Here is a 12,759-nt window from a genome sequence, read left to right on the forward strand (position 1 = left end):
GACTATTGTCGCGGGCATGACCGATACTGCAGCCGCCCCCCGCCCTGCTCGTCCCGCGCGGGCGCCCAAGCCGCAGGGGCAGTGGAAGATCGACGGCAAGCTGACGCTGAACCATAACGAGGAGTTCAAGCTCACCGACGACGCGCTCAACGTGCGCCAGCGGATCCTGGACACGTACTCCAAGGAGGGCTTCGCCTCGATCCCGTCGGACGACCTCTCCGGCCGTATGCGCTGGTGGGGCCTGTACACCCAGCGTAGGCAGGGCCTCGACGGCTCCCGCACCTCCAAGCTGGAGGCCGACGAGCTGCAGGACGAGTACTTCATGATGCGCGTCCGTACCGACGGCGGCGCGGTCACCACCGACCAGCTGCGCGTGCTCGCGGGGATCTCGACCGACTTCGCCCGCGGCACCGCCGACATCTCCGACCGGCAGAACATCCAGTACCACTGGATCGCCATCGAGGACGTCCCCACCGTCTGGCAGCGGCTCGAGGACGTGGGCATCGACACCGTCGAGGCCTGCGGCGACTGCCCGCGCGTCATCCTCGGCAGCCCGGTGGCGGGCGTCGCCGAGAACGAGATCCTCGACCCCACCCCGGTGATCGCCGAGATCAAGGCCAAGTACATCGGCACCCCCGAGTTCTCCAACCTGCCGCGCAAGTTCAAGTCCGCCATCACCGGCCACCCCAGCCTGGACGTGGTCCACGAGATCAACGACATCTCGCTGGTGGGCGTCGAGCATCCCGAGCTCGGTCCCGGTTACGACCTGTGGGTGGGCGGCGGCCTGTCCACGAACCCGCAGCTCGCGACCCGCATCGGCGTGTTCGTCCGCCAGGAGGAGGCCGCCGAGGTCTGGGCCGCCGTCGTGGGCATCTTCCGCGACTACGGCTACCGCCGCATGCGCACGCGCGCCCGGCTCAAGTTCCTCATCAAGGACTGGGGCGCCGAGAAGTTCCGCCAGGTCATGCAGGACGAGTACCTGGGCCGCGAGCTGCCGGACGGCCCGGCACCCCGCCGCGGTGTCGGCTCGGGTGACCACGTGGGCGTCTTCGAGCAGAAGGACGGCCGCTACTACGTGGGCGCCGCCCCGACCGTCGGCCGCGTGGGCGGCGAGAAGCTGGCGCAGGTCGCCGACCTCGCCGAGGCGGCGGGATCGAAGCGCGTCCGCTTCACCCCGCACCAGAAGCTGCTCGTGCTGGACGTCGAGCCGGACAAGGTCGACCAGCTGGTCGACGGACTGGCCGAGATCGGCATGTACGCCCGCCCGAGCTCGTTCCGCCGCGCCACCATGGCGTGCACCGGCATCGAGTTCTGCAAGCTCGCGTTCGTCGACACCAAGGACACGGCCACCGCGCTGGTCGACGAGCTGGAGCGGCGCTTCGCCGACGACGCGCCCCTGCGCACGCCGCTGTCGATCCACCTCAACGGCTGCCCCAACAGCTGCGCCCGGATCCAGACCGCCGACATCGGGCTCAAGGGCCAGCTGCTCGACGGCGACACCCCCGGATTCCAGGTCCACCTGGGTGGCGGGCTGGCCTCCCAGGACCAGGAGTCGGGTGGGCTCGGGCGCACGGTCCGCGGTCTCCGCGTGCCGTCGGCAGAGCTGCCCAACTACGTCGAGCGCGTGATTCGCAAGTACATGGACACCGGTGCCGGCGGCGAGACCTTCGCCGAGTGGGCGCACCGGGTGGACGAGGAGGCCCTCGTATGACAGCTGTAGCCCTGGAACTGCTGCCCCGCAGCACGGTCCTGACCCCCGGCCCCGGCCGGAAGCGCACCACCTCCGAGCTCAAGGCGATCGCCGAGGAGGCCGGCCGTCGCTTCGACGACCGCGGCCTTTACGGCAACCACTCCGAGATCGACCCCGCCGAGGTCCTGGCCTGGGCGGGCGAGACCTTCGGTGACGCGCTCGCGGTGGCCTGCTCCATGGCCAACACGGTCGTGCCGGAGATGACCGCACCCCACGCCCCCGGCGTGGACGTGCTGTTCCTCGACACGAGCTACCACTTCTCCGAGACCGTCGGCGTCCGCGACGCGCTCGCGGCCACCCCCGGCCTCAACGTGGTGGATGTGCGCAGCCCTGCGACCCGCGAGGAGCACGAGGCCGCCCTCGGCCCGCGCCCCTTCGAGACCGACCCCGAGATGTGCTGCCGTCTGCGCAAGGTGGAGCCCCTCGATGCGGCCCTGTCCGGCTACGAGGCGTGGATCACCGGCCTGCGCCGCGTGGACACCGACCACCGGGCCGGCGCGGCCATGGTCGAGTGGGACGAGAAGCACTCCATGGTCAAGATCAACCCGCTGGTCGCGTGGACCCTCGAGCGCGTCCACGACTACGCGGCCGAGCACGGGTGCCTGCTCAACCCGCTGCTCGACGACGGCTACCCGTCGATCGGCTGCGAGCCGTGCACGCGCCGCGTCGAGGCCGGAGCGGATCCCCGCTCGGGCCGCTGGGCGGGATCGTCCAAGACCGAGTGCGGCATCCACCTGTGACCAGTGCGCTCTCGGCGCCGCCCGCCGGCCCGGCACCGACGCCGGCGCTGGACGGGCTCCCGCTCACCGTCGGCCTCGCCGGTCGCGAGGTGCTGCTCGTCGGGGCCGGGCCCGTCTCGGCCCGCCGGGCGGAGACCTTCCTCGAGGCCGGCGCGGTCCTGAAGGTGGTGGCCCCGCGCGTCGACCCGGCCATGGCCGACCTCGCGGAGCGGGCATCCGACCGCCTCGTCGTCGTCACCAGGTCGTTCACCCCATCCGACCTGGACAGTCCCTGGATGGTGCACGTCGCCACCGGCGACCCCCATGTCGACGCGGAGATCGCCGCCCAGTGCGAGCAGCGCCGCATCTGGTGTGTCACCGCGGGAGACGCCGGGCTCGGCTCGGCGAGGGTGCCCGCGCGCACGGCCGTCGCGACGCCCGCCGGCCTCGTGCGCATCGCGGTCGACTCCGGCGACCCCCGGCGGTCGGTGCGCGTGGGACGCCACGTGGCGCGCTCGCTGGCCACCGCACCCGCGGGCCTGCGCGCGCGTCGCCGCCCGGCCACCGGGTGGGTCGCGCTCGTGGGTGGCTCCGGCGACGGCGACCTGCTCACCGTGCGCGCCCGACGCCTCGTCCACGCCGCGGACGTCCTGGTCACCGACGGCGCGGCCGACGCCGCGCTACTGACGGAGCTCGACGACGACGTCGAGGTGCTCGAGACCGGACCCGGCCTGCCCGCCGCCCGCGTCGCCGAACTGGTGGCGGCGCGGTACGCCGCGGGACACGGGGTCGTGCGGATCGCGGCGGCGGCCACCCTGGCCGCGCGGGCCCGCGAACTCGACGCCGTCGGGGTGGAGTTCGAGGTCGTCCCCGGCGTGGTCTAACCCCAGGCGGCGGTGAGGGCGTCGTCGATCCCGTCCCGCACCGCGCCACGCACCTCGTCGATCGCCGGCGGGGCCCCCGGGTCCTCCCATACGATCGGCCGGCCCGCGGCCAGCACCGGGCGTCGCGGTGGTGTCCTGGCGTGCTCCCGCCCGTGGTAGACGATCCCGACCGGTAGGACCGCCACCCGGCCGCCCTCCACGCGGACCCCGCGGACCATCTGGCCCACCCCCTTCTTGACCGAGTCGAGACGGAGCGTGCGCAGGTCGTCGGCCGAGGAGTTTGTCCCCTCGACGAACGTCAGGACCACGCCGCCCGAGGTGAGACGATCCACGCAGAGACCGATGAGCCGGGCCGCCGCCGCATCGTGCACCTCGCGTGCCGTGCCCTGGTAGTTCTTGGCCCGGAACACCGGGACCGTCCCCGTGTACTCGAAGACCGGGCGCAGCGGGCCCCGGAAGAGCGGATCCTTGGTCAGGCCCGTGCCGCTCGACAGGAACCGGACCCGCTTGTCGAACACGCCCGAGGCCAGGACGAACGGGTCGTGCTTGGACGGGTGGTTGGCGGCGACGACGATCCCCACCCCGGCGTTGTGGAGACGGTGCAGCTCGGCCACGGTCTCCGACGCGATCCGCAGCCGGGGGGCATAGACGGCCCCGACGAGGGCCAGCAGCGGGTGGGTGAAGCCGTCGCGCCGACGCCCCGGGCCGTAGAAGTCGTACACGGCCTCCCAGTTGGCCACGGTCACCTCTGGCCGCGCACCCCGTCTGCCGCCTGCGTTCATCCCCCCAGTGTCGCCGAGCGGGTGCCGCCCCGCACCCGGATTGCGGCATGCTCGAAGGGTGAACGCTCCCGGGATGACGTCATGAGCCCCCGCCTCCTGCTGGTCGCCCACGGCACCCGGGCGGCGGCGGGCCGCCGCGTGCTGGGTCGGGTCCTGCTGGAAGCGCGTAAGCGGCTGCCCGGCGTGGACTGCCGACTCTCCTGGGTGGACGTCCAGTCACCCGGCCCGGGCCGGATACTCGCCGACGGCGCACCGACGGTCGTGGTCCCGGCTTTTCTCGCCCGCGGTTACCACGTCACCCACGACGTCGGACAGGCCTGCCGCGACGCCCCCGGCCCGGTCGTCCAGACGCCGCACCTCGGTGCGGAACCGGAGGTCGTGCGGGCGCTGATGCAGCGGCTCGCCGAGGCCGGCGCGGTGGGCGCGTTCGGCGCGGACGCCGTGGTCCTGGGCGCGGCGGGGAGTAAGAACGCGTCGTCGATCGCGGAGACGAGGGCGCTCGCCGACAGGCTCTCCGACCTCATGGGCGTGCCGGTGACCTCGGGTTTCGCCTCCGCGGCGGTCCCGACCGTCGCCGAGGCGGTCGAACAGTTCCGCACCGGGGGGCGACGTCGGGTGGCGGTCGCGACCCACCTTCTCGCCCCCGGTTTCTTCGCCGATCGAATGGCCGCGGCAGGCGGGGATATCGTCTCTCCGCCACTCGGCGCACACCCGGAGATCGTCGATCTCATCGTGCGGAGATATCGCGAGAATTCCGACTCTTTCGGCCACTGAACAACTGTGGAATATCCCTGTAAAGTTCAGCACTGAAAACATTGTCGAGAAGCGCTATCCAAAACAAACGTGTGCGTATGTCGACTTCCCTGTGCATAATATCTTCATATAGAGAACAGAGCCGGCCAAGGGAGAAGAACACATGGCACAGCAGTTCCAGGTGCAGTACATCGACGACCTCGACGGAACGGATCTCGGCAGCGTCGCCAATACGATCACGTTCGCATTCGACGGTAAGGAATACACGATCGACCTCAGCGACGAGAATGCTGAGAAATTCCGCGAGGTAATGGCTCCGTACGTGGAGAACGGCCATCGTGTCTCGTCCAGTGGCAAGGCCAAGCCTGCACGCCGGGCCGCGGCCAAGTCGTCGTCGTCGGGCGATACCAAGGCGATTCGCGAATGGGCCCGCAGCAACGGTTACGAGGTCTCCGACCGCGGCCGAATTCCGTCCGACATCATGGACGCGTACGCCGCGGCCAACTGATACGGACACCGGTCTGTACGACCAACACACGGACGCGGACCAACCCTGTCGCCACTCGACGAGGCGGCGAGCTGGAATCGCGCACAAAGTAAGGCCCGTAGTCCCCGCGAGGGGCTGCGGGCCTTTCTTTTCGCACGCTGACCTTTTCGCACGCTGACCGCTCGGGGCCCGCCGACTCTCTCGAGTTGCCCGGCCCGGCGCCGAATTCCCTTGTCCTGGTTCAGCCGGGTCGTGCGTCCGGAACGGACCGAATACGGCGCGCAGCCATGCGTGGATCGGAACACCGTCACAGCAGGTGGGACACCGTTGCCACGGCGTGCTCGGCGGCGCCGGCCCGGCGCGGGGCGCGGGCGTGATGGCGGTGCCACGACATCGGCATCACGGCGTCCGCCGCGACACGCCACGCCGCTATGACGCCGATGTCGTCGTCGTCGTCGTACCCTGCCGGGGTGACCCCTTCCTCGCCGCGCGCGGCCACCCGCGCCTCGACCCAGGCCGCGACCCGCGCCCCACACCACGCCCAGTACGACGAGGCGCTGCGCCGGGGGATCCTCGACGAGGCCACGCGACGGCTCCGGGACGCGGCGCCGGAGACGCTGGGACTGCGGCCGCTCGCCGCCTCCCAGGGCACCTCCACCACGGCGATCTACACGATGTTCGGCGGCAAGTCCGGCCTGCTCGCGGCCGTCGCGCACGAGGCCGACCGGCAACTGGCGGCCGCCCTGCGCGAGTCGCTGCGGCACGACAGCGTCGAGGGCGACATGCGGTCGCTGTGCCGCGCGTACCGGCGGTGGGCACTGGAGAACCAGGGCCTGTACGGGCTGGTCGTGGGCGAGCCGGTGCGGTCGCCGCGAGCCGGGATCGCCGGGGCCGGGGACGGCAGGGGTGGGGACAGCACCGTCGACGCGCTGTGGCGCGAACCGCTGCTCGAGGTGGTCGACGCGGCCGTCGACGAGGGCGTGTTCCGGTCGGCCGACGTGCACGAGACCGCCACCACGATCTGGGCGTCGCTGCACGGGGTCGTGTCGCTGGAGCTGAGTGTGTGGCGGTCCTCGCCCAGCGCCGAGCAGTACTTCGAGACGCAGCTCGCGGCGATCCTGCGGTCGTGGGCGGCGGGGTCGGCGGGCGGTTCGGCCGGGTTCGGCGCGTACGCCGGCGCCACCGGCACGGACGGGGTGGCCTGATGAGCGAACGCGCCTTCTTCACCCTGGACGACAGCGGGGCGTACCTGCCCACCCGGTACGCCCGCAGCGCCTGGTCGGACAGTATGGTCAACGGCCCGGCCGTCGTGGTGGCGGCCGCCCGGTCGCTCGAGCACGAGTTCGGTGCCGAGGAGTTCCAACCCGCCCGCCTCACGGTGGACCTGTTCGCGCCGGTGCGCAACGAACCCCTGGTCGTCCAGACCGAGGAGATCCGCAGCGGCAACCGCATCCGCGTGGCCGACGCGCGGCTGATCCAGGGGGGCAAGGCCGTCGCCCGCGCCACGTTCGTCCAGCTGCGCCGCGGTGAGCAGCCACCGGGGACGGTGTGGCGGTCCGGCCGGGAGCTCGCGGCGCCGGCCGACGCGGATCCGGGGGAGACCGGGCCGGGGACCAACGTGTTCTTCGGCAGCGGCCAGCCCGGCCCCTCGTGGGACCGCGACATGGGCGTGCACCAGAACGACCAGCGGAAGCGCTTCTGGATCCACCCGCTGGACGTGGTGGAGGGCGAGCCGGCCTCCCCGTTCCAGCGGGCCGTGATCGTGTCCGAGTCCACGAGCCTCATGACGCACTGGGGCGACGAGGGGATCGGCTTCATCAACGCCGACCTCACCGTGGCGCTGGCCCGGCTGCCCCGGTCGGGGGACATCGGGATCGAGGCCGACGAGCACGTCAGTGCGGACGGCGTGGCCGTGGGCACGGCCTCGCTGTTCGACCGCGACGGCATCTTCGGCACCGGCACCGTGGTGGCGGTGTCGAACGCGGGGCGACAGATCGACTTCACCCGCCGCCGGGCGGACGGCAACGACCGCCCCGGGTCCGACGAGGCGACCCGCGTATGACCTCCCGGCTCGCCTACTCCAGGATGCTCGACGCGCTCGAGGCGCAGGTCGGGTTGGTGCGGTACGCCCTGTCCGGGGACGGGCTCGGGACCGGTGCGGACGTCACCGCCCCGGTGGCCTCGTGCCCGGGCTGGTCCGTGCACGACCTGGTGGTCCACCTGGGCGCGGTCAACTGGTGGGGCGCCGCCACGGTCCGCGAGGCCACGCCCGACACCCGGACCGGGGGCAGGGGAGCGGTCATGGAGTCCGCGCCGCCGGTGACCGAGGGCGCCGCCGCGCTCGCCGACTGGTACTCCGGTCTCACCGCCGAGATGATGACGACGTTCACCGACACGGCCCCCGACGCCCTGGTCTGGACCTTCTCCGGCCCGGGCCGCGCCGACTTCTGGCCGCGGCGCCAGCTCCACGAGACCCTCGTCCACCGCTGGGACGTCGAGAACGCCCTGCACGGTGCCGCCGCGACGACGCCCGTGCCGGAGGACGTCGCCGTCGACACGATCGACGAGTTCTGTACCGTCATGCGCCCGCACATGGCCGCCCACGTCGCGCCGCTCGCGGTGACGATCCGCCTCCGCGGCGTCCCCCACGCCCCGGAGGGCCCGGCCGCGGTGGGCCTCGCCGCGGGCGCCGAGCCGGTCGGGGCGGGCGCCCTCGGCGCGCTGGAGTGGGAGCTGCCCGGTACGGACGGTGCGGGCCCCGACTCCACGGGCGCGGTCGAGGTGGCGGGGCCGCCGGAGACCCTCTCCCTGCTGCTGTGGGGCCGCGTCGGCGCCGACGCCGCGGGCCTGGAGATCACCGGTCATCGCAACGGCCTCGACGCCGCCCTGGAGGCCGGACTGTCCACGTGAGGTTCCCCGCCGCGATGGTCACTCTCACTTCGATGGCCGTCGTCGCCGCCGGCGGGGCGGCTGGCACGTTCGCGCGGGTCGTCGTCTCCGAGTTGGCGCCGCCGGCCCTCACCGTGACGCTCGCGATCAACGTCGTGGGCGCGTTCGCACTGGGGGTCGTCCTCACCGTGCTGCCCGAGGGCGGGGCGTGGCGACGAGAGGGACGACGACAACGACGACGACATCACGCCCGGTTACTGCTCGGCCCCGGTTTCTGCGGGGGGTTCACCACCTACTCGCTCATCGCCCTGCAGGTCTCGACCCTGGCGCGGGCGGGTGATGGGGTCGGCGCGATGGTCTATCCCGCGGCGACGCTCGTGCTGGGCGGTGTGGCCACCGTGCTCGGGATGGCGCTGGGATCGCTGGGTCATGACGGTGGGTGACGCCGTGATGGCGGTGTGGGTCGCGCTCGGCGGGGGCGTGGGCGCGGCCCTGCGCTACGGCGTGGGCCTGGCGGTCGCCGCGCGGTGGCATGGCCGGTTTCCGCTGGGCACGTTCCTCGTCAACGTGTCGGGTTCGTTCGCACTGGGCCTGGTCATGGGGCTGCTGGCCGGACCCACGGGAAGCGGCGGGACGGTGGCCGTGCTGCTGGGCACGGGGGCACTCGGCGGCTACACGACGTTCTCCACGGCCAGTTATGACACCGTTCGCCTGGCCCGCGACGGCCGGTTCCTCACCGCGGTGGCGTACGGGGTGGGGACGATGACAGCCACGGTGGCCGCCGCCGCTCTGGGGTGGTGGCTCGCGGGCTCGTGATGGATCACGACTCGGGCTTGTGGACCACCGGCGCATGGTCCACGGTGGGGTGATGGGGCATCGGATGTTCGTCGCGGTCGTACCGCCCGACGAGGTTCGCGAGGAACTGGAGCGGTTCCTCGAGCCGCGGCCGGGCCTGGCGTGGACCAACCCCGCCCAGTGGCACCTCACCCTGACGTTCTGTCCCGACGTTGACGACTGGCGCCTCGACGAGCTGACCGAGCGTGTGGAGGCGGTCGCCCGGAAGCACGAGCCGTTCACGCTACGACTGGCCGGCGCGGGGGCGTTCCCGTCCGTCGAGCGGGCCAAGGTGTTGTGGGCGGGGATCGACCAGCCCGAGGGGCGGCCGCTCCACGCGCTCGCCGCGGGCGCCCGTTCGGCCGTCAACGCCGCGGGCTGCGCCCCGGACGGCGCCCGGTTCCGTCCCCACCTCACGCTCGCCCGGCTCGGCGGCCGTGACGATGCGACCGCCTGGCTGCGGGTGCTCGACACCTTCACGAGCAGCCGGTGGGAGGTCTCCGAGATCGCACTCGTCGACTCGTTCCTCGGCGAGGGGCCGCGGGGCCGGGCCCGCCACGAGGTCGTCGCCCGATTGCCGCTGGGTGCGGGCGAGCGACGCTGGTGGGACCCGCCCGTGGGGTGAATCGGGCAGCCGGTCAGAGCATCGCGCACTGGCCTTCGCGCCCGCCGCCGACCTGGTTCCCGCCACCTGTCGGGGTCTGGGCGTTGGCCTCGCACTCGAGATCGCCGCCGATCGTGTTGCCCTCGAACCGCTGCGAATCGGTGTTCTCCTCCGACTCCAGGTCGCCACCGATGCGGACGTTCTCCACGATCGCCTCGCGACCGCGGTCCAGCTCGATCGACCCGGCTACCTCGCCGCCGGATACCAGGACGAAGGCGTGCCCCTCGGCCTCGATGTCCCCGGTGACGCGGATGGTGGTCGCCTCGAGTCGACCGCCGCCGAGGACGTCGATGTCGCCGGTGACGGTGAGGTCGGACAGTACGCACGTCTGCCCGTCGCGGACGGTGACATCGCCGGTGACGTCCTGCCCGGAGACTTCGGTGTCGCAGTTGGCGCGGTCGAAGTCGGTGGCCTGGTCCCGGCGGTCGCCGGCGGGTTGCTCGGTGGCCGGGGAGCTGACCTCGACGGGGGCACTGACCGTGGCCGTGACGGTCTCGGGCGCCTGCGCGTCCTCGGTGCCGTTCGAGCAGCCGGCGGCGGCGAGCAGTGCCGCGGCGGGCAGGGCGAGCAGGGCGCGGCGCCGGTCGGCGGTCGCTGTAGTGACGGGTGCTGTGGTGACGGGCGCGGCATGGACGGACATCGCGGACGACCTCTTCCCTCGGGGTGGTTCGACTCCACCGTAGGCCCGGCGGCGGACTCGGGTGGGCCCCGCGACGGCTACCGTATGGCGCGTGGAACTCATCGGGACCGTCGATCCGGCTCACCCTCTCGTCGTCGTCGCGCTGGAGCAGGAGGCACGGCACTTCGTCACCGACTTCCCGGTGCTCGTCACCGGCGTCGGCAAGGTGCGCGCGGCCGTGGCCGTCGCGCACGCGCTCGGTGGCGGGGCACGGCCGCGTGAGCTGGTCAACGTGGGCACCGCGGGCGGGTTGCACCCGGGCATGGAGGGCACGCACGAGATCGCGACCGTGTTCCAGCACGACTTCGACGACCCCGCCCTGCACGCCGTCACCGGCCGGCACGACGGCCCGCCGCTGGCGCTGTCCGCCACGCGCGCGGTGACCCCCGAGCACGCCGCCGCGCCGTCGGGGCCCGGGGGATCGGCTGCGCCAGTGCTCGCGACCGGCGACAGTTTCGTCGCGGGCGGCCCGGTGCGGGACCGCCTGGCCGGGATCGCCGACCTGGTGGACATGGAGGGGTATGCGGTGGCCGCGGCGGGCGCGATGTTGGGCGTGCCCACGCGACTGGTCAAGCACGTCTCGGATGCCGCCGACGAGTCCGCGGGCACCACGTGGGTCGAGGGTGTCGACGCCTGCGCGCGGATCCTGGCGCAGTGGGTGGGTACCAGGTTGGGATGAGTGATCGAAAATGATCGAACCCTTGTGCTAGTGCGCCGGTGCGGGTATTGTCGAATGTAGGTTCGATGCCGGTGGCGGAGGGGGTGGAATGGTGACGACGACGAGTGCACTGTTCGCCGTACCCGAACCCCTCGGCATGGTCGACATGGAGGCCGTCAGCGAGGCGGCCCGCGCCGCGACGCTGGCGCAGAACCGCGCCGGGGCCACACGGCTGGAGGCGGCACATGTCCTGGTCGAACAGTTCGCCCGGGCCGAGCAGGCACAGGCGGAGCAGGCCGACGAGGCCGGCGCCGGTTCGCGCCGACCCGCGTACGCCCGGCTGGATCCGCAGGCCCGGGCCCGCGATCACCTCGTGGCGGCGTGTCAGCTCACGTGCTGGCACGCCGCGCGGTTGGTGACGGCCGGGACGCAGATCCACCGGCGGCTGCCCCGTCTGCGATCCACGGTCGACCGCGGGCTACTGCCCGAGCAATTGGCGGTCGATATCGCGTGTCGCCTGGCGGAGGTGTCCGACGCGATCGTGTCGATCGTGGAGGACGAGGTGGTCGCGCGCTTCACGGACGATCTCGACGGTGGCGACCGGCCGACCCGCAACGCAGTGGACTCGGCGATCGATGACGCCGTGGAGCGACACGACCCGGCTGCCGCGCAGGACGCCGCCGCAGCGGCGGCCGCCACCCGCTCGGTCCGTTTCCGCGGCGACCGGAACGGCATGGCCACGATGTGGGCCAAGCTCACCGCCGCCGATGCCGAGCTCCTCCGTCGTCGCATCGAGACCGATGCGTCGGCCGCCTCGGCGGACGGACTGGACGGTTCCCTGGATCAGCTCCGCGCCGACGCCCTCGCCGCGCTCGCCGTCTATCCGCCTGCTGGTGACCCGTCCACGACCAGCCCCGGCCCCGGCTCAGGCTCCGGCTCCGACCCGGCCCCTGCGTCCGAGCACGACGGCATCGCACTCGGCGACATCAGGCTCGGGGCGGACCTCCCCCGGCCCACGCTGGGCAACGCCGCGCGGGCCGGTCAGCCGATCCGCATCAGCGTGATCGCCTCCGCGGCCCGGGGCCTGCCCAACCGTGTCGAGTTCGTCCACGGCACCTACAGCAGCGTCGAATGGCTCTGCACGGAACTGCTCGAGGGCGACGACGCGAGCGTGCGGTTCGAGCTCATCGACCCCGCCCCCGGCGTGCTCGACTCCCCGGAACACGCCCTGCGGTACGTGATCACCCCCGCGATGGCCGAGCGAATCCGCATGCGCGACGGCACCTGCCGCCACCCCGGGTGCTCGGTTCCCGCCGAGGCCTGCGACGTGGACCATGTGATCGCGTTCAACACGAAGGACCCCGAGCTCGGCGGGCCGACCACCGAGTGGAACCTCGTCTGCCTGTGCCGCAAACACCACCGGGAGAAGACGTTCGGAACCAATGCCTACCGGTCCGGGCCGTTGGGTGAACTCGTCATCATCACCGACACCGGACACGAACACCGCACCAGACCCAAGGGCCCCTTGGCCCGTGCCCGTGACGCCATCTGGGAACGCGAGTGGAACGCCTTCGCCGACCGCATCGTCGCCGACGACGGCACACTCATCAATCCGCCGGGTCAGGACAGGTACCGACCCCGCAGACGGCCGGCCTGACCA

Annotated in this window: 16 protein-coding genes; 13 read left to right on the forward strand and 3 right to left on the reverse strand. The window is 72.4% G+C overall.

Annotated features, from left to right (window positions below; genetic code table 11):
• The first annotated feature begins 16 nt into the window (after positions 1–16).
• From AB5G72_RS00910 to AB5G72_RS00920, 3 genes are read left to right on the forward strand one after another with little or no spacing between them, the layout of a single operon-like run.
• Entirely contained in the window at positions 17–1,711 is a 1,695-nt protein-coding gene (locus tag AB5G72_RS00910; protein ID WP_067715396.1) for a nitrite/sulfite reductase, read from the forward strand.
• Entirely contained in the window at positions 1,708–2,490 is a 783-nt protein-coding gene (locus AB5G72_RS00915; RefSeq protein WP_335672494.1) for a phosphoadenylyl-sulfate reductase, read from the forward strand. The genes AB5G72_RS00910 and AB5G72_RS00915 overlap by 4 nt, the downstream gene beginning before the upstream one ends.
• Positions 2,487–3,353, forward strand: coding sequence for an NAD(P)-dependent oxidoreductase (locus tag AB5G72_RS00920; RefSeq protein ID WP_440220719.1), 867 nt, complete (start codon positions 2,487–2,489; stop codon positions 3,351–3,353). The genes AB5G72_RS00915 and AB5G72_RS00920 overlap by 4 nt, the downstream gene beginning before the upstream one ends.
• Here AB5G72_RS00920 and AB5G72_RS00925 read toward each other — a convergent pair.
• Entirely contained in the window at positions 3,350–4,135 is a 786-nt protein-coding gene (locus AB5G72_RS00925) for a lysophospholipid acyltransferase family protein (RefSeq protein ID WP_440220720.1), read from the reverse strand. The genes AB5G72_RS00920 and AB5G72_RS00925 overlap by 4 nt on opposite strands.
• Before the next feature lie 81 nt (positions 4,136–4,216).
• Between AB5G72_RS00925 and AB5G72_RS00930 the strand changes: the two genes are divergently transcribed.
• Together AB5G72_RS00930 and AB5G72_RS00935 are read left to right on the forward strand one after the other, a co-directional pair.
• Positions 4,217–4,909 carry a sirohydrochlorin chelatase gene (locus AB5G72_RS00930; protein ID WP_253002931.1) on the forward strand — a complete coding sequence of 231 codons (693 nt, stop codon included), beginning with the start codon at positions 4,217–4,219 and terminating at the stop codon, positions 4,907–4,909.
• 142 nt (positions 4,910–5,051) lie between these two features.
• Positions 5,052–5,396, forward strand: a complete 345-nt coding sequence (locus AB5G72_RS00935; protein ID WP_440220721.1) for a histone-like nucleoid-structuring protein Lsr2 — start codon at positions 5,052–5,054, stop codon at positions 5,394–5,396.
• Between the two features lie 286 nt (positions 5,397–5,682).
• Here the strand turns inward: AB5G72_RS00935 and AB5G72_RS00940 are convergent, their stop codons facing one another.
• Positions 5,683–5,874, reverse strand: coding sequence for a hypothetical protein (locus AB5G72_RS00940; RefSeq protein WP_167492353.1), 192 nt, complete (start codon positions 5,872–5,874; stop codon positions 5,683–5,685).
• Here AB5G72_RS00940 and AB5G72_RS00945 point away from each other — a divergent pair.
• The 6 genes from AB5G72_RS00945 to thpR are packed head-to-tail and all read left to right on the forward strand — an operon-like array spanning position 5,846 to position 9,723.
• Positions 5,846–6,580 (forward strand): TetR/AcrR family transcriptional regulator, encoded by a 735-nt coding sequence (locus tag AB5G72_RS00945; protein ID WP_440220722.1) that lies wholly within the window; start codon positions 5,846–5,848, stop codon positions 6,578–6,580. The two genes, AB5G72_RS00940 and AB5G72_RS00945, sit on opposite strands and share 29 nt — an antisense overlap.
• Positions 6,580–7,437: a thioesterase family protein gene (locus AB5G72_RS00950; RefSeq protein WP_067715376.1), complete on the forward strand. Its 858-nt coding sequence runs from the start codon at positions 6,580–6,582 to the stop codon at positions 7,435–7,437. The genes AB5G72_RS00945 and AB5G72_RS00950 overlap by 1 nt, the downstream gene beginning before the upstream one ends.
• A complete protein-coding gene (locus AB5G72_RS00955; protein ID WP_440220723.1) occupies positions 7,434–8,285 on the forward strand; it encodes a maleylpyruvate isomerase family mycothiol-dependent enzyme in 852 nt (283 codons plus the stop codon). Before AB5G72_RS00950 ends, AB5G72_RS00955 begins: the two co-directional genes overlap by 4 nt.
• 14 nt (positions 8,286–8,299) lie before the next feature.
• Positions 8,300–8,707, forward strand: coding sequence for a fluoride efflux transporter FluC (locus AB5G72_RS00960; protein WP_440220724.1), 408 nt, complete (start codon positions 8,300–8,302; stop codon positions 8,705–8,707).
• Complete coding sequence (gene crcB / locus AB5G72_RS00965; RefSeq protein WP_182635187.1) at positions 8,694–9,080, forward strand: fluoride efflux transporter CrcB; 387 nt, start codon at positions 8,694–8,696, stop codon at positions 9,078–9,080. Before AB5G72_RS00960 ends, crcB begins: the two co-directional genes overlap by 14 nt.
• A 52-nt stretch (positions 9,081–9,132) precedes the next feature.
• A complete protein-coding gene (gene thpR, locus AB5G72_RS00970; RefSeq protein ID WP_440220725.1) occupies positions 9,133–9,723 on the forward strand; it encodes an RNA 2',3'-cyclic phosphodiesterase in 591 nt (196 codons plus the stop codon).
• 13 nt (positions 9,724–9,736) lie between these two features.
• Here thpR and AB5G72_RS00975 read toward each other — a convergent pair whose 3' ends face one another.
• Entirely contained in the window at positions 9,737–10,402 is a 666-nt protein-coding gene (locus AB5G72_RS00975) for a hypothetical protein (RefSeq protein ID WP_440220726.1), read from the reverse strand.
• Positions 10,403–10,493: 91 nt separating this feature from the next.
• Here AB5G72_RS00975 and AB5G72_RS00980 point away from each other — a divergent pair, with 91 nt between their 5' ends.
• On the forward strand, positions 10,494–11,120 hold the full coding sequence (locus tag AB5G72_RS00980) for a nucleosidase (RefSeq protein WP_283468064.1): 627 nt from the start codon (positions 10,494–10,496) through the stop codon (positions 11,118–11,120).
• 88 nt (positions 11,121–11,208) lie between these two features.
• Positions 11,209–12,756, forward strand: coding sequence for an HNH endonuclease signature motif containing protein (locus AB5G72_RS00985; RefSeq protein WP_440220727.1), 1,548 nt, complete (start codon positions 11,209–11,211; stop codon positions 12,754–12,756).
• Positions 12,757–12,759: the final 3 nt, after the last annotated feature.

The sequence above is a fragment of the Dietzia sp. MNB45 genome, from assembly GCF_051994785.1.
Classification (GTDB): Bacteria; Actinomycetota; Actinomycetes; order Mycobacteriales; family Mycobacteriaceae; genus Dietzia; species Dietzia kunjamensis.

Bases quoted from the DNA above. Each gene is read 5' to 3' on its own strand.
- AB5G72_RS00910 (WP_067715396.1), top strand. From the start codon at position 17: ATGACCGATACTGCAGCCGCCCCCCGCCCTGCTCGTCCCGCGCGGGCG.
- AB5G72_RS00915 (WP_335672494.1), top strand. From the start codon at position 1,708: ATGACAGCTGTAGCCCTGGAACTGCTGCCCCGCAGCACGGTCCTGACC.
- AB5G72_RS00925 (WP_440220720.1), bottom strand. From the start codon at position 4,135: ATGAACGCAGGCGGCAGACGGGGTGCGCGGCCAGAGGTGACCGTGGCC.
- AB5G72_RS00930 (WP_253002931.1), top strand. From the start codon at position 4,217: ATGAGCCCCCGCCTCCTGCTGGTCGCCCACGGCACCCGGGCGGCGGCG.
- AB5G72_RS00935 (WP_440220721.1), top strand. From the start codon at position 5,052: ATGGCACAGCAGTTCCAGGTGCAGTACATCGACGACCTCGACGGAACG.
- AB5G72_RS00950 (WP_067715376.1), top strand. From the start codon at position 6,580: ATGAGCGAACGCGCCTTCTTCACCCTGGACGACAGCGGGGCGTACCTG.
- AB5G72_RS00955 (WP_440220723.1), top strand. From the start codon at position 7,434: ATGACCTCCCGGCTCGCCTACTCCAGGATGCTCGACGCGCTCGAGGCG.
- AB5G72_RS00960 (WP_440220724.1), top strand. From the start codon at position 8,300: ATGGTCACTCTCACTTCGATGGCCGTCGTCGCCGCCGGCGGGGCGGCT.
- crcB (WP_182635187.1), top strand. From the start codon at position 8,694: ATGACGGTGGGTGACGCCGTGATGGCGGTGTGGGTCGCGCTCGGCGGG.
- thpR (WP_440220725.1), top strand. From the start codon at position 9,133: ATGGGGCATCGGATGTTCGTCGCGGTCGTACCGCCCGACGAGGTTCGC.
- AB5G72_RS00975 (WP_440220726.1), bottom strand. From the start codon at position 10,402: ATGTCCGTCCATGCCGCGCCCGTCACCACAGCACCCGTCACTACAGCG.
- AB5G72_RS00985 (WP_440220727.1), top strand. From the start codon at position 11,209: ATGGTGACGACGACGAGTGCACTGTTCGCCGTACCCGAACCCCTCGGC.